Source organism: Pseudophaeobacter sp. (genome assembly GCF_039971195.1).
Taxonomy (GTDB): Bacteria; Pseudomonadota; Alphaproteobacteria; order Rhodobacterales; family Rhodobacteraceae; genus Pseudophaeobacter.
The window spans coordinates 1-23,381 of record NZ_JBDWPJ010000010.1 but is presented as its reverse complement, the minus strand read 5'-3'; the positions used below and the strand labels follow the sequence as shown (position 1 = coordinate 23,381).

Annotated in this window: 20 protein-coding genes and 1 pseudogene; 11 read left to right on the top strand and 10 right to left on the bottom strand. The window is 59.8% G+C overall.

Annotated elements, in window-relative coordinates:
• Window positions 1-20: 20 nt before the first annotated feature.
• Complete coding sequence (locus ABJP42_RS00645; RefSeq protein WP_348337944.1) at window positions 21-965, bottom strand: tripartite tricarboxylate transporter substrate binding protein; 945 nt, start codon at window positions 963-965, stop codon at window positions 21-23.
• 174 nt (window positions 966-1,139) lie between these two features.
• Between ABJP42_RS00645 and ABJP42_RS00640 the strand changes: the two genes are divergently transcribed.
• Window positions 1,140-1,919 carry an IclR family transcriptional regulator gene (locus ABJP42_RS00640; protein WP_348337943.1) on the top strand — a complete coding sequence of 260 codons (780 nt, stop codon included), beginning with the start codon at window positions 1,140-1,142 and terminating at the stop codon, window positions 1,917-1,919.
• A gap of 61 nt (window positions 1,920-1,980) precedes the next feature.
• Window positions 1,981-3,336, top strand: a complete 1,356-nt coding sequence (locus tag ABJP42_RS00635) for an aspartate aminotransferase family protein (RefSeq protein WP_348337942.1) — start codon at window positions 1,981-1,983, stop codon at window positions 3,334-3,336.
• Window positions 3,337-3,533: 197 nt separating this feature from the next.
• On the opposite strand, the gene ABJP42_RS00630 is transcribed toward ABJP42_RS00635, so the two are convergent.
• Window positions 3,534-4,823 (bottom strand): type I glutamate--ammonia ligase, encoded by a 1,290-nt coding sequence (locus tag ABJP42_RS00630; protein ID WP_348337941.1) that lies wholly within the window; start codon window positions 4,821-4,823, stop codon window positions 3,534-3,536.
• A 122-nt stretch (window positions 4,824-4,945) separates the two neighbouring features.
• A complete protein-coding gene (locus ABJP42_RS00625) occupies window positions 4,946-6,205 on the bottom strand; it encodes a cytochrome P450 (protein ID WP_348337940.1) in 1,260 nt (419 codons plus the stop codon).
• A 79-nt stretch (window positions 6,206-6,284) separates the two neighbouring features.
• Between ABJP42_RS00625 and ABJP42_RS00620 the strand changes: the two genes are divergently transcribed.
• Complete coding sequence (locus tag ABJP42_RS00620) at window positions 6,285-6,989, top strand: type 1 glutamine amidotransferase (protein ID WP_348337939.1); 705 nt, start codon at window positions 6,285-6,287, stop codon at window positions 6,987-6,989.
• Window positions 6,990-7,057: 68 nt separating this feature from the next.
• On the opposite strand, the gene ABJP42_RS00615 is transcribed toward ABJP42_RS00620, so the two are convergent.
• A complete protein-coding gene (locus ABJP42_RS00615; RefSeq protein ID WP_348337938.1) occupies window positions 7,058-7,708 on the bottom strand; it encodes a GntR family transcriptional regulator in 651 nt (216 codons plus the stop codon).
• Between the two features lie 79 nt (window positions 7,709-7,787).
• Window positions 7,788-9,431 carry a sulfatase-like hydrolase/transferase gene (locus ABJP42_RS00610; RefSeq protein WP_348337937.1) on the bottom strand — a complete coding sequence of 548 codons (1,644 nt, stop codon included), beginning with the start codon at window positions 9,429-9,431 and terminating at the stop codon, window positions 7,788-7,790.
• A gap of 208 nt (window positions 9,432-9,639) precedes the next feature.
• Here ABJP42_RS00610 and ABJP42_RS00605 point away from each other — a divergent pair, with 208 nt between their 5' ends.
• Window positions 9,640-10,272: a MarC family protein gene (locus ABJP42_RS00605; protein ID WP_348337936.1), complete on the top strand. Its 633-nt coding sequence runs from the start codon at window positions 9,640-9,642 to the stop codon at window positions 10,270-10,272.
• A gap of 77 nt (window positions 10,273-10,349) precedes the next feature.
• On the opposite strand, the gene ABJP42_RS00600 is transcribed toward ABJP42_RS00605, so the two are convergent.
• The 4 genes from ABJP42_RS00600 to ABJP42_RS00585 all read right to left on the bottom strand — a co-directional run bounded on the left by ABJP42_RS00600 (window position 10,350) and on the right by ABJP42_RS00585 (window position 17,005).
• Complete coding sequence (locus ABJP42_RS00600; RefSeq protein WP_348337935.1) at window positions 10,350-11,486, bottom strand: nitronate monooxygenase; 1,137 nt, start codon at window positions 11,484-11,486, stop codon at window positions 10,350-10,352.
• Entirely contained in the window at window positions 11,483-13,468 is a 1,986-nt protein-coding gene (locus ABJP42_RS00595; protein WP_348337934.1) for an acetyl/propionyl/methylcrotonyl-CoA carboxylase subunit alpha, read from the bottom strand. The genes ABJP42_RS00600 and ABJP42_RS00595 overlap by 4 nt, the downstream gene beginning before the upstream one ends.
• 17 nt (window positions 13,469-13,485) lie before the next feature.
• Window positions 13,486-15,102, bottom strand: a complete 1,617-nt coding sequence (locus ABJP42_RS00590) for an acyl-CoA carboxylase subunit beta (RefSeq protein ID WP_348337933.1) — start codon at window positions 15,100-15,102, stop codon at window positions 13,486-13,488.
• Window positions 15,103-15,196: 94 nt separating this feature from the next.
• A complete protein-coding gene (locus tag ABJP42_RS00585; protein WP_348337932.1) occupies window positions 15,197-17,005 on the bottom strand; it encodes an acyclic terpene utilization AtuA family protein in 1,809 nt (602 codons plus the stop codon).
• A gap of 304 nt (window positions 17,006-17,309) precedes the next feature.
• Here ABJP42_RS00585 and pcaF point away from each other — a divergent pair, with 304 nt between their 5' ends.
• The 7 genes from pcaF (at window position 17,310) to ABJP42_RS00550 (ending at window position 23,119) form a co-directional block, all read left to right on the top strand.
• Window positions 17,310-18,512, top strand: coding sequence for a 3-oxoadipyl-CoA thiolase (gene pcaF, locus ABJP42_RS00580; protein WP_348337931.1), 1,203 nt, complete (start codon window positions 17,310-17,312; stop codon window positions 18,510-18,512).
• Between the two features lie 30 nt (window positions 18,513-18,542).
• Complete coding sequence (paaA, locus tag ABJP42_RS00575) at window positions 18,543-19,523, top strand: 1,2-phenylacetyl-CoA epoxidase subunit PaaA (protein WP_348337930.1); 981 nt, start codon at window positions 18,543-18,545, stop codon at window positions 19,521-19,523.
• A 73-nt stretch (window positions 19,524-19,596) separates the two neighbouring features.
• Window positions 19,597-19,881, top strand: coding sequence for a 1,2-phenylacetyl-CoA epoxidase subunit PaaB (paaB, locus tag ABJP42_RS00570; RefSeq protein ID WP_348337929.1), 285 nt, complete (start codon window positions 19,597-19,599; stop codon window positions 19,879-19,881).
• Entirely contained in the window at window positions 19,881-20,654 is a 774-nt protein-coding gene (gene paaC / locus ABJP42_RS00565) for a 1,2-phenylacetyl-CoA epoxidase subunit PaaC (RefSeq protein WP_348337928.1), read from the top strand. The genes paaB and paaC overlap by 1 nt, the downstream gene beginning before the upstream one ends.
• 121 nt (window positions 20,655-20,775) lie before the next feature.
• Window positions 20,776-21,249, top strand: a complete 474-nt coding sequence (gene paaD, locus ABJP42_RS00560) for a 1,2-phenylacetyl-CoA epoxidase subunit PaaD (protein ID WP_348337927.1) — start codon at window positions 20,776-20,778, stop codon at window positions 21,247-21,249.
• Between the two features lie 10 nt (window positions 21,250-21,259).
• Window positions 21,260-22,333, top strand: coding sequence for a 2Fe-2S iron-sulfur cluster-binding protein (locus ABJP42_RS00555; protein WP_348337926.1), 1,074 nt, complete (start codon window positions 21,260-21,262; stop codon window positions 22,331-22,333).
• Between the two features lie 24 nt (window positions 22,334-22,357).
• On the top strand, window positions 22,358-23,119 hold the full coding sequence (locus ABJP42_RS00550) for a Phenylacetic acid catabolic protein (protein WP_348337925.1): 762 nt from the start codon (window positions 22,358-22,360) through the stop codon (window positions 23,117-23,119).
• A gap of 112 nt (window positions 23,120-23,231) precedes the next feature.
• Here the strand turns inward: ABJP42_RS00550 and ABJP42_RS00545 are convergent.
• Window positions 23,232-23,342, bottom strand: a pseudogene (locus ABJP42_RS00545) (IS5/IS1182 family transposase); the annotation flags it as partial.
• Window positions 23,343-23,381: the final 39 nt, after the last annotated feature.

The following is a 23,381-nucleotide window of genomic DNA, read 5'->3' as shown; positions in this document are numbered from 1 at the left end:
GGCAAGGGAGAAGGAGAGGGCTACTCCAGGATCGAGCCGATTTTTGCCATGGTGGCAATATCGGTTGCCACGCGGGCGGCACTGTCAGGCGCGTTTTGCCAATAGACCAGCGCACCGGTTTCAGCGGCCACGGCCTGGGCACGTTCGCTCATCATGGTTTTCTGCGCAACGGCGATGATCTTCTCGCGCACATCCTGGGGCGTGTCCTTGCTGACAAACAGACCATTCCACAGAGCGATATTCAGGCTCGCATCCAGCTCGCCGATGGCCGGGGCATCTGGGACCAGCGGAATACGCTCATCAGTGATCGAGACCAGAACCTTGACTTGATCGAGGCAGGGCAGGATCAATTGCAGGGTGGTGTTGATCACATCCGCATCGCCCGAGGCCAGGGTGTTGCAGTCCAGCGCATCAAAGGCGGCATCAGACCCCCATTCAAAACCAGCATTCTTGGCAAAGGCCTTGGTCACTTGGGTAGGGGTCAGCACATCGCCAAAATGGCCCAGGGCCACGTCGTTTTCCTTGGCGTGCGCCGCCAGCTCTTCCATGCTGGAATAGGGCGCATCTGCCGAAGTGGCGATGACAAAGGGATAGGTGAGGAAGATCCCCAGCGGATCAAACTTCTCAGGTGTCAGCGGCGGGATATCGATCTGGTGACCCATGACCGGCACGCCAATCACAAAAGAGCCAATTGTGTAGCCATCCGCCGGGGCATTGGCGACTTCGATTGCGCCGGGGAATGGCCCGCCGCCACCGCCCGGCTTGTTCACAACTGCCGCCGCAACGCCATATTCGGCCTGGAAATCATCCGCAATCATCCGCGTCAGCACATCCTCCAGATCACCGGGAGGCCAGGGTACGATAAAGCTCACAGGTTTTTCCGGATATTCAGCCTGCGCAGCAACAGCGCTGAGGCCAAGAGCCGCCACAGCTGCGGCGCCTTTTACGAGATGGGTCAGTTTCATTTCAGTCTCCCGGTTGATGCTGAGGTTTCAGCGGCGCTGGTTCATTATTTGAACCATTGGTTTGAATTTAGATTGACAGGCCGCCCGCTTATCTGTCAACAAAATATCATCTCGGGTGTTTGTTTTTCCGAACTCACGCCCCTCATCTGGCCAAAACGGAGCGCGCACCGGCACATGGGAACTGTAAGCAAAGCCCTTTCATTGTTAAGCTTTTTTGCCCCCGACCGGACCGAAATAGGCCTGAGCGACCTCACCCGGCTGTCGGGGATGAACAAGGCAACGGTCTATCGCCTGATGGGCGAACTGCAAGAATCAGGCTTTGTCGAACAGGGTGAAAATGATCGTGCCTATCGGCTTGGCCCGCAGGTTTTGCACCTGGCGGCCCTGCGCGAGGCCTCGACGCCCATCCTCTCCGTGTCGCGCCGCATCCTGCGCGAGCTAAGCGAAGAAACCGGGGAAACCACCCATGTCTCTTTGGGGCATGAGACCTGGGTGCAAACCCTCAGCCATGCCTATTCGCCGCGCCACGCGACCAAGGTCACCATGGATGATGCGCAGACCGTAACCTACCACGCCACCAGCTCCGGCCTGGCGATCCTCGCCTATGCCGATCCCGCGTTTGTCGAACAGGTGTTATCGCACCCCCTGAAAATGCACACCAGCAAGACGCTGGTGGACCCGGACGAAGTTCGTGCGAAGCTGGCGCAGATCCGCGAGACTGGGCTGTCTGATACGCTGGGCAGTTTTGAGCTGGAGGTGCATTCACATGCGGTGCCGATCTTTGGCGCCGACCACAAAGCCCTTGGCGCCCTTGCCGTTGCCGCACCCGCCTCGCGCATGTCCCCAGATCAGAAAAAAACCATTCAGGCTGCCCTGCGTCGCGCTGGTGCCGCCCTGACCCATCGCATTGGCGGCAGCCCGCCAGCGGATTACCCGCAGGATACTGCCCGATGATCCAGTTTGTTTCCCTTCAAGATACCCCGGTCCTCTCCGGACCTGATCAGGAGTTCCCTCGATGAAAGATTCCAATTTCCTCAAAGAACACAACGCCAAATCGCTCTGGCATCCGATGGCCCATCCCGCCGACAGCCAGGCCAATCCGCCCGCCATCATCACCGGCGCCTCAGGCGTGCGGATCAAGGATATCGACGGCCACGAGGTGATTGATGCCGTGGGAGGACTGTGGAACGTCAACCTCGGCTTCTCTTGCCAGCCGATCAAGGATGCCATTGCCGCACAGTTGGACGTGCTGCCCTATTACTCCACCTTTCGCGGCACCTCCAATGATCAGGTGATCCAACTGGCCGAAGTCCTCCGCGAGTTTTTTGCTCCCGATGGGCTGACCCGAGCCTTCTTCACTTCGGGCGGATCGGATTCGGTGGAAACCGCCCTGCGGCTGGCGCGGCAGTGTCACAAGATCCGCGGCGAGGCCGGCCGCACCAAATTCCTTAGCCTGAAAAAGGGCTATCATGGCACCCATATGGGCGGCGCATCGGTAAACGGCAATGCCAATTTCCGCACCCAATACGAGCCGCTCCTGCCTGGCTGCCACCACATTCCCGCGCCCTATACCTATCGCAATCCGTTCAATGAGAGCGATCCTGAAAAACTGGCGCAGCTCTGCCTGCAGGCCCTGGAGGATGAGATTGCCTTTCAAGGGGCTGGAACCATTGCCGCCTTTATCATGGAGCCTATCTTGGGTGCCGGTGGGGTGATCCCCCCGCATGAGAGCTTTATGTCAGGTGTGCGCGAGATCTGCACCAAACACGGCATCCTGCTGATCGCGGATGAGGTGATCACCGCCTTTGGCCGCACTGGATCCTGGTCCGGGTCGCGGCACTGGGGGGTGCAGCCCGATTTCATGTGTACCGCCAAGGCGATCACCAATGGTTACTTCCCCTTTGGCGCGGTGATGATTGCCGAGGCAGTGGCAGAGGTGTTTGAGCAGGATGCGACCGGGCGGGCTGCGATTGGCCATGGCTATACCTATTCCGGCCATCCCGTCGGCGCCGCCGCAGCCCTGGCCTGCATGGAAGAGACCCAGCGCCTGAACGTACCGGAAAATGCTGCCGCACGCGGGCAGGAATTGCATCAGGGGCTGCTCGTCTTGCAGGAAAAATACGAACTGATCGGCGATGTGCGCGGCGGCCATGGGTTGATGTGCGCGATGGAACTGGTTGCCGACCGCAACACCAAGACATCAACCGACAAAAAGACCACGGCCACCCTGCAGGAGGTCACCTACCAAGAGGGCGCCATGGTGCGGGTTTCAGGCCCCAATATCATCCTCTCGCCGCCGCTGGTTCTCACCTCAGAGGAGGTTCAAGGCATTCTCACCGCTCTGGACGCAGGTTTCGCTGCGGCAAGCTAGGCTTGCAGCAGGCGCGACCGCAGCCGACCTTTGGTCGGCTGCCACCAGATACCATGGCGGGCCCGAAGCAGGTGCTTCGGGCCCGCTGCTTCTCGTAGCGCCGCTGTCGCGGCGCGGCAGTCAGATACGGCCAGCTGGGCAGCTTTCGCCACGGCCCCCCGCCTGGCAAGCGCCAAAGCCCCAGAACGAGACCTCGCTTAGATAAAGTGAACGTAGAAATCCCGCATTCCCTCGCCTTCCAGATCGCGGGTTTTGCGGACTTCCTTGCGTTTCATGAACACATGGTTAGCGACCAATTCTGCTCCCACGGCCTCAGACAAGGCAGTATCCCGCTCCAGATCCGCCACAGCGCCTTTGAGGTCAATCGCTGTGCCTTCCCGCGCATCGGTGCGATCAAAGCCATCCCCTGTCTCCATCGGCGGCAGCTCATAGCCGTGCTCCACCCCGAGCAATGAGGCCTGCAGAACGGCCGCGACCGCAGTATAGGGGTTGGAGGAGGCATCCGCCATCCGGTGCTCCAACCGCGCCTTGGCACCGCCTTCAGAGCTGATCCGCGTGGTCACATTGCGGTGATCGCCACCCCAGTTCTGCCAATAGCCCGACAGCGATCCCGGCTGCAGCCGCATGTAACTATTGGCCGTGGGTGCAATCAGACCTGCAAGCCCCTTGTGATGTCGCAAAACCCCGGCCAGACAGCCGCGCGCCAGATCATTCATATGCTCCGGCCCGCCCCGTGGCCCTGAAGACAGCGCATTGCCCCCTGCCTCATCTACAAAGGAGAAGTTGATATGCATGCCCGAGCCCCCTGCCTCGGCAATGGGTTTAGGCATAAAGCTCAGCACGATACCATATTCCAGAGCGATCTCTCGCGCCATCAGGCGAAACAAAACAATGTCATCCACTGCCTTCACCGCATCATCAAAGGTCAGAGTGTATTCGAACTGCGGCGTGTCAAACTCAGCCGTGATCATATCCAATGAGAACCCCATCTCATCCGCCATCGCCCAGATCCGGTCATTGAACCGCAAAGGATCTGCAAAGGGGCCGGTGCCATAGACCACGCCCCCTGGCGCATCATAGGGCATCAACCGGCCACGATCGTCAGCCTGCAACGCATAGGCCTCCAGCTCGATCCCCACCTTTGGACTTAACCCCTTGGCCTGCCAGGCCGCCACAGCCCGCTTTAAAGTCCCTCGCGGGCAAAGCGCCAGCGGCACCCCTTCCACATCATAAAGATCCCCCAGCACCACCTTGGTCGAGGCATGCCAGCTGTCACGGATGTCATCATGCAGCCAGCGCAGCTCCATATCCGGCATCCCCTGTTTCACCAAGGAGCCCGGCGCATCCAGCAGATCCCGATCATAATGGGTGCCAAAAACCGAGCGGCAAAACCGAGTGTCACTATCGCCAATCTTGGAATTGGGCAGGTATTTCCCCCGCATGATGCTGAGGTGGTCACAGAACATCGCGCGCAAGCGGGTTTTCATATCTCAAGTCCCTTTCAAAATTGGCCTGGCCCAGTTCACACCGGCCAAGATCACCCTAGCTTAGCGCCTTGGCTTTTACTTAACATATTCAGCGCCACACAGGGGCATCGTTTTCTCAAAATCTACCGACAGGTGACACGTACCGGCAATTCCTTGATGCCACCGACAAAATTCGACCTCAGGAACTTCTGTGGACCGGCAGCCTCTATATGGCTGATGCGCTTGGCGAGCTCCTGGAACAGAACCGTGACTTCCAGCCGCGCCAGCCACATACCAAGGCAAACATGCGGACCAAACTGACCAAAGGCCAGATGGCGGTTGGGACTGCGCATCAGATTGACCCTGAAGGGGTCGTCAAAATAACTCTCATCCCGATTGGCCGAAGCAAACCAATAGAGCAGCTTGTCGCCTTCGCGGATCAGCTTGTTATGCATCTCGATATCGCGGGTAGCCGTGCGGCGAAAATAGATCGCCGGCGTGGCCCAGCGGATGATCTCATCCGCCGCCGTCTCCCAGATCGCGCCACCCGCCTGCATCTGCGCCAACAGCTCCGGCTGATGACAAAGCGCCTGAATGCCCGCGGCAATCGAATAGCGGGTGGTGTCATTGCCCGCCGCCACCAAAAGGCAAAAGAAATTGCGAAACTCGGTCTCAGTAATGGTCGATCCATCCTTAGCCGGTTCCAGGATCATATTGAGCACGCCAGAGGTATCGCCCGCCTTGGCCTTATCCGCCATCAATTCCTTGGCATAGACATAGAGCTCCGCCCCGGCCGGTGAGTTAAACGGCATCATCCGGTATTCATCCGTCTGCAACTTATCCATCACATGGGCGGTGAAATCCGGGTCAGTATTGGCAATCAGCGCATCGCCCTTTTCCACCAGCCAGGGCAGATCCGCCTCGGGCAGGCCTACTACGCGCCCCAGCATCCGCATCGGCAATTGCCGGGAGATTTCCTTGGTGGCGTCAAATGTACCCTGCTGCAGCACCCGGTCCAGGATCTCGACACAGATATCGCGGATCTCCTGTTCATACTGTGCCATCGATGTTTTGGAGAAGGCCTTCATCAGCTTCATCCGCACCTTGGAGTGCTCCGGCGGGTCGGTCTCCTGAAAGGTACGCCGCGCCAGGTATTCCTCATAGCTCTGGTCTTCCATGCGAATGCCGCGGGCCGAGGAAAACACCTCCGTATTCTTGTTCATCTGGGTGATGTCGGCATAGCGCGTGACAGACCAGTAGTTTTCACCGCCCGCATATTCTGTCCAATGCAGCGGGTCCTCCCGGCGCAACCGCGCAAAGGTATTGTGCGGCGCCCCATTGGCAAAAGTGTCATGGCTGCTCAGATCGGCATAGCCGTCGTCCTGCGGTGTCCAGATGGTCATAATGGGCTTCCCGAATACTTGCTTTGTGTATATTATGAGACCTCATAAATATGTAAACATAAAACTCACGAGCCAATCCATGCACTTAGCAATTCTGGTCACCAATACGGACAAAAGCGCCTTTGCCGCCAAGCACCCGCTGGATGGTGAAAAATTCACCCAGCTCATTCAGCTGGCGCGGCCCGGTTGGACAACAGATGTGTTTCAGATCCATGAGGGAGATTTCCCTACAGATCTCACCCCTTTTGACGGCGCAATGATCACTGGTAGCCCGGCTTCTACCCGCAGTGACCGACCCTGGATTGCTCCGTTGCTGGATCTGATAAGGGATATGGAGAGGGCCAAGTTTCCGCAGTTTGGCGCCTGTTTTGGCCACCAGGCCATTGCCCTTGCTCTGGGGGGATCCGTGGCCACAAACCCAAAAGGGTGGAACCACGGGGTAATCCCCAATCAGATGCGTTTAGCACCTCCCTGGGCCAAAGACCTGCCTAAGGATCTCAACCTCTATGGCTCGCACAGTGAATATGTCGACCAGCTGCCCGCCAGTGCTCTAGAAACCGCAACCAGCACTGGTCTGAACGCCGGGTTTTGCATTGGCACCCACATCTGGACCAGCCAGCATCATCCGGAAATGAGCCATGATTTCATCCGTGCCCTGACCGAGGAAATACGCCCGGAGCTCGGCCCCGACTTCTATGACAAAGCGCAGGAAAGCCTAGGCCACTCCGCAGACCAATCCGCCTTTGCCGAAAGCCTGGCGCGCTTCTTCGAACAGGCGCAGTAACGGAAATTTCAGGAGGTCCTTCCCCCATCATCTTTCCAAAAATATTCCCGCCGGAGGCATCCCGCCTCTCAGCCCAGCGCCGCCAATAGATCCATCACCGTGACCTGATCAAACTGCACATGACGCACCATCAGTGCCTCTGCCGCTGCGCGGTCATGCGCAAAGATCAGCTCGGCAATCTCACGGTGCTCCTTGGCAGATAAGGCAATCGAGCCTGGATACTGATAGCGCGCGCGATAGTAGGCCATCAGCTTGCGGGCATTGGTCTTGATCATTTCGACCAGAAACGGGTTTCCGGCGCCCATGGCCACAGCCCCATGAAAGCGCAGGTTCAGCTGGTAATAGCCATTGGGATCGCCATCACCTTTTTGAGCGGCATGGGCCTCGCAGGCCTGCACGATCTGCTCCAGTTCTGCCGCCTGCTCTCCCGTCATCCGCCGCGCTGCCAGACCTGCGGCCTGGCCCTCTAGGTTGGCATGAACCTCCAGAATAGCAAGGAACTCTTCCAACGTTGGCTTGAACAGCACCGCCCCCTTGCGCGGCATGCGCCGGATCAGTCCCGCTGCCTCCAATTGAATAAAGACTTCCCGAACAGGCGTGCGCGACACCTGATGGCGCGCCGCCAGCCCGGCTTCATCCAACAGATCTCCAGGGTTCAGCTGGCCGGCGTCAATATCCGCAAGGATCGCATTGAGTAACCCTTCGGTCTGCCCTGCCACTGTTCATGCACCCTGTTTTGCAATTGCCAAATCTCGCCTCACCATAGGCAGCGCCCCGCCGCAAGGCAACAATCGCCCTTCACCCTCCCCCGGGCACCGGTCCACGGATTTTCTGTGTCAGATCCTGCGCCACATCCTCGGGCTCAAAAACCCCCAGCAAAATGCCCTTTTGCCCGGATTTTCCACGCCCCGCTGTGATCTGCGAATCCGACACAGTGGTACGCTGTGACATGCGCAGCCCCCAGTGGCGCAGCCGGTCGTACATCAGGTCAATCACCGCGCCATGGCCTGCTGATCTACCCAGATCGACCAGCTCATCCGGATCTTCTTGCAGATCAAACAGCATCGGCGGCAGGCCGCCTTCGGCATGCATGAACTTCCAACGGGCATCCGTCACCATGAACAGCCGGGCGTCCTTGGGCTCCAGCCCCAGCTTAGCGCAGAGCGGCATGGTGGAGTAATCAAACTCCGCCACCGCATATTCACGCCACTCCGGGTCTTGCCCGTGCAGTAAAGGCGTCAGGTCGCGCCCCTCCAGAATATGCCCCAAGGGTGTGCCGCCAGCAAAATCCAAAAAGGTCGGTGCCAGATCGATGGCCTCTACCAGGGCATCGCAGATTGTACCGCGTGTGGCATCCGCCTGCGGTCGCGGGTCAAAGATGATCAGAGGCACTTTGATCGAGGGCTCGTGGAACAGGTTTTTTTCACCCAGCCAGTGATCGCCCAGATAGTCGCCGTGGTCCGAAGTCACCACCACCATGGTGTCCTGCATCCGCCCGGTTTCCTCCAGATAGGTAAGAAGCCGTCCCATCTGATCATCCGCCTGTTTTATCAGCCCCATATAGGCCGGGATCACCTTCTCGCGCACCTCATTGCGGCTGAAACACTTGCCGATCTGATTGTTCATCATGCCGTCAAAAACCGGATGCGCATCTTCCCGCTCGGCCTCGGACCGGACCACCGGCAGCACGTCCTTTGGCCCATACATATCGTGATAGGGCGCGGGCACGATATAGGGCCAATGCGGCTTGATATAGCTCAGATGGGCGCACCAGGGACCGTCATCCTGTCGCCGCCGTTCCTCCATGAACTCTATCGCCTTGGAGGTCAGCCAGGGCGTCTCGCTGTCTTCTTCCCTGATATTGGCAGGCTTGTCCGCATTGACCATGAACCAGCCCGAGGCGATATCACCACCTTCGACCCCGGCATTGGCAAAATCGTTCCAGGGGTTGTCGCCAGGATAACCCTGCTGTTTCAGATATTCATTATAGGGGCTGCGTTTTTGGTCATAAAACCCGGCTGGCCCCTCGGCCCAAAGCCCGTCGTCGCGCACATAGGGGTCAAAACCACATTCGCTTTGCCGCACCCCAATGATGCTATCCGGCGCCAGCCCCAGCCGCTCCAAACCCACGGCATCCGCCACCATATGGGTCTTGCCGATAAGACTGCAGCTCATGCCCGCGCCACGCAGATGATCGCCCATGGTCCATTCCCCCACCTTCAAAGGGTAGCTGTTGAACTGCACCCCATGCGAAGACGGGTAGCGACCGGTATAGCTCGACATGCGCGAGGAGCCACAGGTTGGCGACTGCACATAGGCCCGGGTAAAGCGCAGCCCCTTTGCGGCCAGCCCGTCGATATGCGGTGTCTGCAGATGCGGATGGCCAGCGCAGCTTAGATAGTCGAACCTGAGCTGATCAAACATGATGTAGAGAATATTCATCGCGGGCCTCCCAGGCAATTTGCTCCAACTATTAAACAGGTAAAGTAAAATGGCGAGACAGCAGGTGCAAAAAGTGAAAGGACCATAAAAGTCCATCAATATCGGCAACGCGTCCTTCGCCATTTACCCTGCTAGCCTTTTGGGGCAGAAATGGCCAATAGCTGCGCTGCTCAGGCGTCCTTCTGGCTAGAAACTTGGACCAAACGCTATGGACTATGCGGAACTCACCCGGGCCTTTGGAGCCTTTTTTGCGGTCATGAATCCCTTTGTGAATCTGCCAATCTACCTGGCCTTGACCGCAGAGTACTCCATCCTCCAACAGCGCAGACTAGCGATCAAGGTGACCGTTTTCTGCACTGCCATGTGCATCATTATTCTAGTAGCCGGGCAACAGATCATTGGCTTCTTTGGAGTTTCCATTGATCAGTTCAGAATTGCCGGCGGTGTGGTTTTGGCCCATATCGCTTGGTCGATGCTCAACGGGCAGGACATCACATCACACCACGGCACCGATGGGGAGAAGGCGCAAATCGCAGACCTCTCCGAGCTGGCCTTTTATCCAATCACCTTCCCGATGATTGTCGGACCCGGAACCATTGCCACCCTGATCATCTATGCCGGACACGCAAAGGGGCTGGAGGGCTTCGTATCCATCCTTCTGGTTGTCACCGCAATTCTGGCCCTGTTGTTCCTTGTTTTGTTCTTTGCCTCTTCCTTTGGCAAAGCGCTCAGCAATACAATGCGCGTCATTATGGCCAGACTGATGGGCATGATCCTGCTCGCCATTGCCATTGAAATGATTGTGACCGGCGCCAGGGCAGTGTTTCCCGGTCTCGCCTAACCTGGCACCGCCGCATTTTCTGCCTGGTGCCAGGGCCTACCGCTGACAGGTGTAATCAGTGCGGCCCAACCATGCACCTATCCCTCGAGGGCAGATTGCAGCCGTTCATAGGCTGTGAGAAAATCCTCTTTGAAGGCCTGCACCACGCCCCCAGCCGACATCGTCTGGTTCATCAACCCAACACCCTGACCAACCCAATAGGTGGCCAGATCCTGCGCCCCTGCGTGTCCCTTTTGCGACATCTGATCGATCAGCTGCAGAGCTGGCTCTGAAACCAAGGTTTGCAGGGGCATCGGCAGGGGTTTTGGTGCGCCTTTGCCCTCCCAGGCCTCGGTCCAGCTGCTGACAAGCTGGCGTGATGGTTTGCCAGTGCGCGAGCGTGAACGCACAGTATCGGCGCTGCTGGCGGCCAGCATCTTTTCCTTCACCACCGGGTTGGTCTCGGCCTCGGCTGTGGTCAGCCAGACAGAGCCACACCAGGCGCCCGCCGCCCCCATGGCCATGGCTGCCGCCATCTGCGCACCAGTGGCAATACCGCCCGCTGCCAGCACCGGCACGCCGGATCCGGCGATGGCCTGCACCACCTCTGGCACCAGCACCATGGTAGAGACCTCGCCGGTATGACCGCCGGCCTCACCGCCAGCGGCAATGATCACATCAACGCCTGCCGCCTCCTGGGCGCGGGCGTGCTCCGCCGTGCCAACCAGCGCCCCGACAGCGACGCCCTGCGCCTTGCCGCGCTCCAGCATCTCTTGCGGCGGCAGGCCCAGTGCATTGGCGATCAGGGCAATTGGATGCGCAAAGGCCACGTCCAGGCTGCGCCGCGCGCCAGCAGCGCTGATGTTTTCACGAAACACCAGTTGCTCAGCGCGTACCGGCTCCAGATCGCCGGGCTCAACCCCATGGGACTGCATCACCTCATTGGCAAAGCCCTTGTGATCTTCGGGCACCATGGCGAGGATCTGGGCATCCGAGATATCTTCACCCTTGGCTTCAAACTTGTTGGGCACAATCAGATCCACCCCGTAGGGCTTGCCATTCACATGGGCATCAATCCAAGTCAGCTCTTCTTCCAGCTCCTCGGGCGACATCATGGCGGCGCCAAACACCCCCATACCACCAGCATTGGTGACGGCTGCAACCACGTCGCGGCAATGGGAAAAGGCAAAAAGCGGAAACTCGATGCCGAGCCGTTTGCACAGGTTTGAATTCATACCTTGGTCTCCTCTGTGGTCTGTTGTGGATCCATCTGCACCAGCAGGTCTCCTGCTTTCACCTGGGTTGCTGCCACAGCCGCAACCTCGCGCACGGATCCCGCCACTTCAGCCAGGATCTCATGTTGCATCTTCATCGCTTCCAGCACTGCCAATCGGGTGCCAACCGCCACCTGATCACCGGTCTCGACGCAGATCTCCAGCAGATTACCATGCATCGGCGCCCGCACTTCGCCACCGCCCGCAGCGGCTGTACCGCTGGCACCGGGCCGCAGACGGGTCAGTTTCAACAGCCGACTGCCAGTGGCCAGAAACAGTTCATCGCCAACTCTCAACTGTTGTCGCAGGTCGACCCGGAGCCCATCTAGGCGTAGGCAATCGCCCTGCTGGGTTAGATGATGGGACGCCTCCCCCACCTGCAGCGTCAGGCCGCTGCCCAGCTGTTGCAGCAGCACCGTCACCGCCTCCTCAGATCCAGCCTGCAATTGCATCCGCGCCAGCAATGCCCCCTGACTGGACCAACCAGATAGCTCTGCCGGGATCTGCGAGGCCGCGGCCAGCTCCTCCTGTTCGGCCCGGTAGATCAGCGCCGCCCCTAGTGCCAGATCGCCAGAGGTCACCGCGGGCACTGGCAAAGGGTCGAAATGATCGGCGATAAACCCGGTTGTGGCTTCCCCGCTGGCAAAGACCTCGTGGCGCAGCACATCCATCAGGAAGTCGCGATTGCAGGCCGGGCCAAACAACACCGTATCGCCCAGCGCCGCGATCAGCCGTTGCAAGGCTTCCGCCCTATTAGAGCCATGAGCAATCAGCTTGGCCAGCATCGGGTCATAAAAGGCTGAGACCTCTTGGCCAGATCGAATACCAGCATCGACCCGGATCCCCGCTGCCTCTGGCGGCTGCCACTGATGGATCAGCCCCGATTGTGGCAGGAAGTCCTGGCTTGGATCTTCAGCATAGAGCCGCACCTCGATGGCATGCCCCTGCAAGGACAGGTCTTCCTGGGCAAAGCCCAGATCCTGCCCCCGTGCGGCGCGAATTTGCAGGGCCACCAGATCCAGCCCGGTGACCATCTCCGTCACCGGATGTTCCACCTGCAGACGGGTGTTCATCTCCAGGAAATAGAAGGCGCCGCTACCGTCCAGCAGGAACTCTACGGTGCCCGCGCCCAGATAGTTGATCGCCCGCGCAGCCTCGACCGCCGCTGCACCCATTCTGGCGCGCAGCTCTGGCGTCATCACCGGACAGGGAGATTCTTCGACCACCTTCTGATGGCGACGCTGCACCGAACAGTCCCGCTCCCCTAGGTGGACACAATGGCCCGAGGCATCGGCAAAGACCTGAAACTCCACATGGCGCGGCTGCATCACGGCCTTTTCCAGGATCATCTCATCCGAGCCAAAGGCGGCCTTTGCCTCGCTTTTGGCGAGCTCCAGCGCCGAGAGGAAATCCTCTGCCGATGACACCAGACGCATGCCACGTCCACCGCCACCAGCGGCGGCTTTGATCATCACCGGATAGGTGATCAGGTCGGCCTCTGCCTTGAGCAGGCTTGCAGCCTGATCGGCACCTTCATAGCCCGGCACGCAGGGCACGCCTGCCTCGATCATCCGGCGCTTGGCGGCAGCCTTGTTGCCCATCAGGGCAATGGCATTGGGGCTGGGGCCAATAAACACGAGGCCCGCATCCTGACAGGCCTGAGCAAATTCGACACTCTCCGACAGGAAGCCATAGCCGGGATGCACCGCTTCGGCGCCGACTTCGGCAGCGGCGGCGAGAACCTTGCCCATGTCCAGATAGCTGTCCCCCACCGGTCCGGCACCAATGCAAATGGCCCGGTCGGCAAAACCCACATGCGGGCTATCCGCGTCGGCCTCGGTATAGATCGCAATACAGCTCAGCCCCATGGCGCGGGCCGTGCGCATGATGCGCAGGGCGATCTCGCCGCGGTTGGCCACCAAAATCGAATTGAAATCCGTCATTGTCTGATCCTCTCCCATCAGGCCCGGCCCACGCCAAAGGCATTGGGGTTGAGATCACGCCGCCGCGCTTCCATGCAGGTGGCAAGGCAAAAGCCGATCACCCTGCGGCTGTCGCGCGGGTCGATCATGCCCATATCGAGCATCCGCCCAGAGGTGAAAAACGCATCCGACTGGTTGTCAAAATGGGCGGCAATTCCGGCGCTCTGTTTGGCCAGACGTGCCTCGTCCACCTCGATGCCTTTGCGCGCAGCAGTGCGCCGCGCCACCTGTTCCATGGTCAGGGCCGCCTGTTCGCCGCCCATCACCCCGGTCATGGCATTGGGCCAGGTGAACAGGAAATCAGCGCCAAAGGCATGACCGCACATTCCATAATTGCCAGCGCCAAAACTGGCCCCGGTGTAAAGCGAGATCTTGGGCACGCGCAGATTGGTCACCGCCTGGATCATCTTGGAGCCATGTTTGATCATGCCGGCACGCTCATATTCGGTGCCAACCATGTAGCCCGTGGTATTGCCGAGAAAGACCACCGGCGTGCCCGCCTGATCCATCGCCTGCAAGAAATGCACCGCCTTGGTGGCGCCATCTGGATCAATCGGGCCGTTATTGCCGAGGATACCCACCGGCTGCCCCATGATATGGGCCTGAAGGCACACCAAGGCCGGACCATATCCGGGTTTAAAATCCCGCAGCACCGAGCCATCTACTAGTCGCGCTGCCAATTCCCGCATATCGTAGGGCTTGCGGTAATCCGCAGGAATGGCCCCGGCCAGTTCCTCGGCTGCATATTTTGGGGCCGCATATTCTGCAAGTGTCGAAGCGCAGCCCTGCCAGCCGAGCCCTGCCACAACATCGCGGGCGATCTCCAGCCCATGGGCGTCATCTTCGGCGAGGTATTCGACCAGTCCGGTGACATCGGCATGCATTTCAGCACCGCCCAGATCGGCATCCTTGGCGACCTCACCCGTTGCCGCCTGCACCAAAGCCGCACCCGCCAGCATCGCCATCCCGTTGCCCTTGACCCCGATCACATAGTCCGACAATCCAGGCTGATAAGCCCCGCCTGCAGTGGAGGCCCCATGCAGTACCGTAATTACCGGATTGCCCGCCGCCGAGAGCCGTGCCAGACCTGCGAACATGCCGCCTCCATGCGCCCAAAGCTCCACCGTGTAGCGGGTCAGATCCGCGCCCGCACTTTCCACCAGATGAATGAAGGGCAGTTTTTGTTTCAGCGCGATATCTATCGCCCCTAGCGCCTTGTCCACCGATTTCCCGGTCATCGCGCCGGCATTGATGCCCGCGTCATCGACAAAAACCATAGCGCGCACGCCCGAGACATAGCCAATCCCCAGGATGATCGAGGCGCCCGGGATCGAGGTTTCCGGATCTGGATCGTCCACCAAATAGGAGGCCATATTGTAGAGTTCGAGAAAAGGCATGCCCGTATCTAGGAGCGCTGCCAGACGTTCGCGCGGCGATAGCTGGCCGCGTTTGTCAAAGACCGGTCGGCGCTGCTCTGATTTGGCTGCGGCGCGGGCTTCCAACACCCGCATACGCTCCACCTGCGCCAGCATATCGGCCTGGTTTTGGGCAAAACTGTCGCTGGCGCTGTTGATCCTGCTTTCAAAAGCCTTCATCGGCATATCCTCATCGGGTTGATCCTTGAACCAGTTTGTTTGCCGCCGTTCACTGCGTGCTCATAAACCAGTGATCTCATTCTTTTTTGGTACATCATTTTTGCCCTGCCAGCCCTGCAAGTAGATCCGCATCCACTGGGATCGGCGCGGCCAGCAACAGCTGGGCATAGCCCTTGGCCTGCGGATCATTGCGCAGCGATGACGTACCGCCGCCGCCCAGCGCCCCGTGCAGCAGGATGTTCAGCGCGCTGCTGCCAGGCAGGTAGAATCGTTCGATCCGGGCGGTGCCGGGATCTTGCAGAAAATGGCCAAAGACCTGACGCAGATGCGCGGGCGTCATGGCGGCCCAGATCCAGGGCATCAGCGCCGGATCCCGCGCGATCACGCCGATATTGGCAATGTCGCCCTTGTCACCACTGCGAGCCCAGGCCAGATCGACCAACGGCACTTCGGCTAGGCGGTTGGCTTGGGGAGCCTGAGGGGCTTCAAGACGGGCGGTTTGGATCACCGGCTGAGGTGACATTGTGGAGCAGTCCAGCTCCCCTGCCTCATCCTGCAGCAGAACCCGGACCTGATCTTTGGGGGTCAAATAGGAGAATAGCGCCATCACCGGAGAGGGTTTGGGCCGCGCCCCGGCAAAGCCACTGAGCCCCGGAGGCGTTGCCAGGCCAAGCCCCGTGGCCTCTTTCAAAAACAGACCAACGGCGCGGGCATCCGCATGGCGAACAGCGATCTTGGCAGCCACCTCGCGCGCCGGGGCCGCATTACGCAGGCCACCAAACTGGCTTTCTGCCCCCAGTAGTTCAACACTGACATCGCTGTAGTCCGGTGCCTGCATTCGCGCCAAAGCAGTCCGACAGCGCTTCAATACGGTATCGGCAAAATGCTGCGCTTTCGCTTCGGCCTCCAGCCCATAGAAGGTAAAGACATGCCCGGAGCGATAGCCATCTGCCCAGGTCAGACAGGTTTTGTAGCTATCTGGCACGCCAAGCCCACGCGCACCTGCGACGTGCACCCGATCCTCGCCCGTTTCCTGCACTGTCACCTGCGAAAAATCACAGGCCACATCCGGCAAAAGATAGGCCTGCGGATCGCCAATTTCATAGAGCATCTGCTCGGCGACCGTGCCGCGCGAGACCATGCCGCCAGATCCTTCGGGCTTGCTGACGTCAAAACTGCCGTCGGCAAACAGCTCCGCAATAGGATAGCCGATCTCTGCCAGACCCTCTGCCACCTCGCGCCAATCGGTAAAGTTGCCACCTGTAGCCTGCGGGCCGCATTCCAGAATATGTCCAGCCAGACTACCCCCGGCCAAAGCATCCAGATCACTGGCTGCCCAGCCAAAATGGTGGATCGCTGCGCCCAGAGTGACAGCGCTGTCAACACAGCGCCCAGTGATGACAATATCGGCACCGCGGTCCAGGGCTGCCGCAATGGGAAAGGCGCCGAGGTAGGCATTGATACTGGCGATCTTCTCTACCGGCGGCAGGGCAGTGTCGCGAAACATTTCGCGCGGCGCAGACTGTGCTATTTCATCGCGCTGTGGCAACAGATCATCGCCCATGACCACCGCCACCTTCAACTGCAGGCCCTGCGCTTCGATCTCTGACCGCAGCGCTACAGCACAGGCTACTGGGTTCATTCCCCCTGCGTTAGACACGATTTTGACGCCTTGCCGGGCGATCTCAGCCAGGTTTGACGCCATGGCTGCAGTGACAAAATCGGTGGCAAAGCCGGCCTGTGGATCCTTGTCCCGCGCCCGCGCCAGGATCGCCATGGTGATCTCGGCCAGGTAGTCATAGACAATGAAATCCAGCCCGCCTGCCGCCAGCAATTGCGGCGTTGCCACGCTGGCATCACCCCAAAACCCGCTGGCGCCTCCGATGCGCAAAGCTTTCGTCATCCTCTTCCCTCCTTCCACCCAGCCGGACCGCCTGCCCGCTGCACATTCTCAAGCGGTAGACCTTCGGCGATCAATTCACAGACCGAACGTTCTGTTTTACCATGATCCAAGCCTGCCCCCACCTGCAACCAAAAACCTACAGGGCTATCGCACGACGTGAAGTCACTAGAGTAAAGAAGATACGTTACACAATTCAGCCAAGGAGGAAAAACCTGTTACGTTTTACTTGCCACGAATCGCAAAGCAGCATTATACCGACCCAACGGTCGGCTTATTTCGCCGCCAGACAGGAGACGCGAACACCATGGATGCATTCATCTGCGATGCCACCCGAACCCCGATTGGCCGCTACGGCGGCGCCCTCAGCCAGGTGCGCACCGACGATCTGGCCGCCGCGCCGATTGCCGCCCTGGCGGCGCGCAATCCGCAGGTTGACTGGGCCAGCATTGATGATGTGATTCTTGGCGATGCCAATCAGGCCGGTGAGAGCAACCGAAATGTTGCCCGCATGGCAGCGCTGCTGGCAGGACTGCCGATAGATGTCCCCGGCACCACCATCAACCGCCTTTGTGCTTCGGGCATGGATGCGGTGGGCATGGCCTCACGCGGGATCCGCGCCGGCGACTATGACATGGCCATTGCTGGCGGCGTCGAAAGCATGAGCCGCGCGCCTTTTGTAATGCCCAAGGCGACATCGGCCTTTACCCGCGCCAATCAGGTCTATGACACCACCATCGGCTGGCGCTTTGTAAACAAGAAGATGCAGGCGATGTATGGCACTGATTCAATGCCACAAACCGCCGACAACGTGGCGACTGACTACGGCATCAGCCGCGCCGACCAGGATGCCTTTGCCGCCCGCAGCCAGGCCCGTTGGGCTGCGGCCCACGAGGCCGGTGTCTTTGGCGACGAGATCACCCCGGTTTCCGTGCCGCAGCGCAGGGGCGACCCCTTGGTGGTGGATACCGATGAACACCCCCGTCCGGGCACCGGCGCCGACAAACTGGCCAAGCTCAAAGGTGTCAATGGCCCCGACCTCACGGTGACTGCTGGCAATGCCTCTGGCGTCAACGATGGCGCTGCTGCTATCTTGATGGCAAATGAAGCCGCTGCAGCCAAAAACGGCTTGAAGCCAATGGCGCGGATTGTTGGCATGGCCGCCGCCGGGGTCGAGCCCCGCGTCATGGGCATTGGCCCGGTGCCTGCCACCCGCAAGGTGCTGGCCCGCACAGGGCTGAGCATCGACCAGATGGATGTGATTGAGCTGAACGAGGCCTTTGCCTCGCAGGGGCTTGCGACACTTCGGGAGCTTGGCATTGCCGATGACGCGCCCCATGTGAATCCTAACGGGGGCGCCATCGCCATTGGTCACCCGCTTGGCATGTCCGGCGCCCGTCTGGTGCTGACAGCCGCCTATCAATTGCAACGCACCGGTGGGCGCTATGCGCTGTGCACCATGTGTGTTGGTGTCGGTCAGGGCACGGCCCTGATCCTCGAACGCGTTTAAGCCAGCAACCCTATAGGGGAGGAGCAAGTCATGTATGCACAGATGGTCAAATCCGAAGCCTCAACGGATGATCCCGAAAAGCTGGCCGCCTTTCAGGCCCGCATTGATGCCGGCGAAAAGATCGAACCCAAGGATTGGATGCCTGCGGGCTATCGCAAGACCCTAATCCGCCAGATCGGTCAGCACGCCCATTCAGAAATTGTCGGCCAGCTGCCCGAGGGCAACTGGATCACCCGCGCGCCGACCCTGGAGCGCAAGGCGATCCTTCTGGCCAAGGTGCAGGATGAGGCCGGCCACGGGCTTTACCTCTATTGTGCGGCTGAAACGCTGGGCGTCTCGCGGGATGAGCTGACAGAAAAACTGTTGGACGGGCGGATGAAATACTCCTCCATCTTCAACTACCCCACATTGAACTGGGCCGATATGGGCGCCGTGGGCTGGCTGGTGGATGGCGCTGCCATTTTGAACCAAGTGCCGCTGCAGCGAACTTCGTTCGGGCCTTATTCGCGCGCCATGATCCGGGTTTGCAAAGAAGAGAGCTTCCACGCACGTCAGGGCTTTGACGCCATCCGCAAGATGGCCGAAGGGACACCCGCGCAAAAGAAGATGGCCCAGGATGCGGTCAACCGCCTCTGGTTCCCGGCGCTGATGATGTTTGGCCCCTCGGACAAGGACTCGACCCATTCCGAGCAGTCCATGGCCTGGAAAATCAAAATGAACACCAATGACGAGCTGCGCCAGAAATTTGTCGATCAAACTGTGCCGCAGATCGAATTCCTTGGTCTCGACCTGCCGGACGATGGCATCAAATGGAACGAAGAGCGCGGCAGCTACGACTATTCAGACCCTGACTGGGCCGAGTTCTTTGACGTGATCCAGGGCAATGGCCCCTGCAACGTGGACCGGCTGGCGGCGCGCAACAAGGCCTGGAAAGACGGCCAATGGGTGCGCGACGGTCTGCTGGCCCATGCCCGCAAAAAAAAGGCCGCTCGCAAAGTGGCGGCTGAATAAGCCGCAGCTGCAATCAAACCGATTAGGCGCCCTGACAGATTGTCAGGGCCGCCCCAGCCAGGAGAACTGAGCTATGAAAAACGAATGGCCCCTCTGGGAAGTCTTCATCCGCGGCCAGCACGGCATGAGCCACCGCCACGTCGGCTCGCTGCATGCGCCAGACGCCGAAATGGCAATCAAAAACGCCCGCGACGTCTATACCCGCCGCAATGAGGGCGTGTCGATCTGGGTGGTCGAGGCCAATAATATCGCCGCCTCCTCACCCAGCGACAAGGGCCCGCTTTATGAACCCTCCGAGAGCAAGGTCTACCGTCACCCGACCTTCTTTGACATTCCCGACGAAGTGGGAGCGATGTAATGGCGGGCAAGCTCACACAAGATGAGGCCCTGTTTCAGTTCCTGCTGCGCATGGGCGACAATACCCTGATCCTTGGTCACCGGGTCAGCGAATGGTGTGGCCATTCGCCGGTGCTGGAAGAGGATATTGCCCTGGCCAATACCGCGCTGGATCTGATTGGTCAGACCCAGATGTGGCTGGGCCTCGCGGCTGAAACTCAGGGCGAAGGCAAAACTGCCGATGATCTGGCCTTTTTGCGTGACGTCTGGGATTTCCGCAATGTGCTGCTGGTCGAGGTTCCAAACGAGGACTTTGGCCGCACCCTGATGCGCCAGTTCCTGTTTGATGCCTGGCATTCGATCCAGCTGGGACACCTGATGAAGTCCTCGGATGAGCGCATCGCAGCCATCGCAGCCAAGACCAGCAAAGAGGTGGCGTATCACCTGGAACGCTCGGCCGATACGGTTGTGGGTCTGGGCGATGGCACTGCTGAAAGCCACGGCTTCATGCAGGCGGCGCTTGACTACCTTTGGCCCTATGTGGGTGAGATGTTTGTCTCTGATGATGTGGACGCCTCCATGGTGGCAGCGGGCATCGCGCCGGATCCGGCAACGCTGCGCGCCGATTATGATGCGTTGATCAACCGGGTTCTAGCGGAGGCCACGCTGACCATTCCGGACAGTGCCTTTGCCCATAAGGGCGGCCGCACCGGTGCCATGCATACCGAACATCTGGGCCATTTGCTGACCCAGATGCAGTGGCTGCAGCGCGCCTATCCCGGCGCCAGCTGGTAAATTGCGCGACACCGCTTAGGGCAGTTCCTGCCCGCGGGCGGAAGCGACGCGCCCGCCCATGGGGGCGGACGGGCGCTGCCTGGCCTTCCGGCCAGGCGGGGCGTAGCCAAGGACAGAACGCATGAAGCAAGTCGTTGAAAAACCAAGCGTAGACCAGATCTGGGATTGGCTCGATGCTGTGCCCGATCCGGAAATCCCGGTGATCAGCCTGGTCGATCTGGGCATCATTCGCGGTGTCGAATGGCAGGAAGACACTCTCGTCGTCTCCGTCACTCCGACCTATTCGGGCTGCCCGGCCACGGCCATCATCAACCTCGATATCGAGACCGCGCTGCGCGACCACGGGCTGGAGAAAATCCAGCTCAAAACCCAGATCTCGCCCCCCTGGACCACCGACTGGATGTCCGAAAAGGGCCGCGCCAAGCTGGAAGACTACGGCATCGCTCCGCCGCAGGCTGCTGGCGGACCAGAGCGCTGCCCCAACTGCCAAAGCAAGAATGTCACCCGTGTGAGCCAGTTTGGCTCCACCCCCTGTAAGGCTCACTGGCGCTGCCAGGACTGCCTTGAACCCTTTGATTATTTCAAGTGCATCTGAGGAGAGCTCCATGGCGCGCTTCCACCAACTCGAAGTTACCGATGTCCGCAAAACCATCCGCGATGCGGTTGTGGTTTCTCTGAAGCCCGCCAATGGCGCGGCCGCGGAATTTGATTTCACCCAGGGCCAATACCTGACCTTCCGGCGCGATTTTGACGGCGAAGAACTTCGCCGCAGCTATTCGATCTGTGCCGGCAAGGGTGACGGCATCCTGCAAGTCGGCATCAAACGGGTCGATGGCGGCGCCTTCTCGACCTGGGCCAATACAGAACTGCAGACAGGCGACATGCTGGACGCAATGCCCCCGATGGGCAGCTTTTTCACCCCATTGGATGCCGGTTCGGCCAGGAACTATCTCGGTTTTGCCGGCGGTTCCGGTGTCACCCCGGTGCTGTCGATCCTGAAGACCACCCTGGAAGCCGAGCCAGAGTCCACCTTCACCTTGGTCTATGCCAACAAGGGCGTGAACACGATCATGTTCCGCGAAGAGCTGGAAGACCTGAAAAACATCTATATGGGGCGCTTCAACGTAATCCATATACTGGAATCAGACGCCCAGGAAATCGATCTTTTCACCGGCTTGGTCACCGAAGAGAAATGCGCTCAGCTGTTTGAACACTGGATCGACATCAAATCCGTCGACACTGCCTTTATCTGCGGGCCGGAGCCGATGATGCTGGGCATCGCCGCCGCCCTGCGCAGCGCCGGACTGGAGGATGGCCAGATCAAATTTGAACTCTTTGCCAGCGCCCAGCCCGGCCGCGCCAAACGCAAGGAAGGCAGCCAAGGCGCCACCACTGCGGCGAACCAATCCACCGCAGCCATCACCCTGGATGGGGCCACTCAGACAGTGCAGATGAATAAGGACATGACCCTTCTGGATGCCGCCTTGGAAAACGCCATGGACGCGCCCTATGCCTGCAAGGCCGGGGTCTGTTCGACCTGCCGCTGCAAGGTGATTGAAGGCGAAGTCGATATGGTCGCCAACCATGCGCTAGAGGACTACGAGGTCGAGAAGGGCTATGTGCTCTCCTGTCAGGCCTTCCCAGTAACCGACAAGGTTGTGGTCGACTACGATCAGTAACGCGTTTCAAAGGAGAGAGACATCATGGCCGACGACATGAGCATTGAGAGCTACCTCGCCCAGGGCGGGATGTTGAGCAACCCTGCCAATGTTCCTCCGCGCTACCGCGCTGCCTTGCTGAAACTGATGGCCACCTTTGTGGACAGCGAGCTGGCCGGGGCGGCAGGCTTTGCCGATATCATCAACGAAGGCCCCGGCATCAAGGCACGCATTGCCGCCGCCAAAATCGTGCTGGAGAAAAGCGACAACGCTGACCGGGTACTGCAGATCATGGGCGAGTTTGGGGCTGATACCGAGCGCTACGCCGATCACCACCCCTGGACCGCCCGGCTTCATCGGGATGCTGACATCGGCCAACAACGCTCGGACCATGACATGCGGCTGGCGGTGTTCAACTATCCGCTGGAAGGCTGGGCCGATGCGGTGGTGATGAACCTGCTGATGGGCCGCGCGGTTGTGGTGCAACTGGCGGAATTCTCGATGATATCTTACCAGCCCTTAGCAGAGGCCTTTCGCGCCATTGCTCCCATTGAGGCCCGCCACGCAGAACTGGCGCAGGAAGGCCTGGAACGGCTGATCCAGGACAGAGGCAAAGGCGATCTGCAAGCCGCAATCAACTATTGGTGGCCACGGGTGGCGGCCAGTTTTGGCGCCGAGGCCTCCGCGGCTTTTGATGGACTCAAATCTCTTGGGCTGCGCCGCAGCCCCAATGCCGAGCTGAAAACCCGCTGGCAGGCAGAGATGGGCGCTGTTTTGCAAAACCTGGGGCTGCAGCCTGGCGGCTGAACACACCACCAAGCGCTCCCGCCAAGAGCCAGGTGCATCACAGATGCCCCGCTCCTGTTGGGCCCAGCGCGCGCCTCACGGCGCGCGCGGTTGGGTCTAGGCTCATCTCTCCTAACCAGCTTATGACTGTTGCGGCGAGAGCGATGGCAGACAGGAAGACCTTGGGGCACCGGTCATAGCGGGTTGCCACGCGCCGCCAGTCTTTCAACCGGCCAAACATGATCCCACTCACTGCCTGAAAGTGCATTGCGCCCCAATGTCA

Coding starts and splice junctions, on each gene's coding strand:
- ABJP42_RS00645 (WP_348337944.1), bottom strand. CDS start 965: ATGAAACTGACCCATCTCGTAAAAGGCGCCGCAGCTGTGGCGGCTCTT.
- ABJP42_RS00640 (WP_348337943.1), top strand. CDS start 1,140: ATGGGAACTGTAAGCAAAGCCCTTTCATTGTTAAGCTTTTTTGCCCCC.
- ABJP42_RS00635 (WP_348337942.1), top strand. CDS start 1,981: ATGAAAGATTCCAATTTCCTCAAAGAACACAACGCCAAATCGCTCTGG.
- ABJP42_RS00630 (WP_348337941.1), bottom strand. CDS start 4,823: ATGAAAACCCGCTTGCGCGCGATGTTCTGTGACCACCTCAGCATCATG.
- ABJP42_RS00625 (WP_348337940.1), bottom strand. CDS start 6,205: ATGACCATCTGGACACCGCAGGACGACGGCTATGCCGATCTGAGCAGC.
- ABJP42_RS00620 (WP_348337939.1), top strand. CDS start 6,285: ATGCACTTAGCAATTCTGGTCACCAATACGGACAAAAGCGCCTTTGCC.
- ABJP42_RS00610 (WP_348337937.1), bottom strand. CDS start 9,431: ATGAATATTCTCTACATCATGTTTGATCAGCTCAGGTTCGACTATCTA.
- ABJP42_RS00605 (WP_348337936.1), top strand. CDS start 9,640: ATGGACTATGCGGAACTCACCCGGGCCTTTGGAGCCTTTTTTGCGGTC.
- ABJP42_RS00600 (WP_348337935.1), bottom strand. CDS start 11,486: ATGAATTCAAACCTGTGCAAACGGCTCGGCATCGAGTTTCCGCTTTTT.
- ABJP42_RS00595 (WP_348337934.1), bottom strand. CDS start 13,468: ATGACGGATTTCAATTCGATTTTGGTGGCCAACCGCGGCGAGATCGCC.
- ABJP42_RS00590 (WP_348337933.1), bottom strand. CDS start 15,102: ATGAAGGCTTTTGAAAGCAGGATCAACAGCGCCAGCGACAGTTTTGCC.
- ABJP42_RS00585 (WP_348337932.1), bottom strand. CDS start 17,005: ATGACGAAAGCTTTGCGCATCGGAGGCGCCAGCGGGTTTTGGGGTGAT.
- pcaF (WP_348337931.1), top strand. CDS start 17,310: ATGGATGCATTCATCTGCGATGCCACCCGAACCCCGATTGGCCGCTAC.
- paaA (WP_348337930.1), top strand. CDS start 18,543: ATGTATGCACAGATGGTCAAATCCGAAGCCTCAACGGATGATCCCGAA.
- paaB (WP_348337929.1), top strand. CDS start 19,597: ATGAAAAACGAATGGCCCCTCTGGGAAGTCTTCATCCGCGGCCAGCAC.
- paaC (WP_348337928.1), top strand. CDS start 19,881: ATGGCGGGCAAGCTCACACAAGATGAGGCCCTGTTTCAGTTCCTGCTG.
- paaD (WP_348337927.1), top strand. CDS start 20,776: ATGAAGCAAGTCGTTGAAAAACCAAGCGTAGACCAGATCTGGGATTGG.
- ABJP42_RS00555 (WP_348337926.1), top strand. CDS start 21,260: ATGGCGCGCTTCCACCAACTCGAAGTTACCGATGTCCGCAAAACCATC.
- ABJP42_RS00550 (WP_348337925.1), top strand. CDS start 22,358: ATGGCCGACGACATGAGCATTGAGAGCTACCTCGCCCAGGGCGGGATG.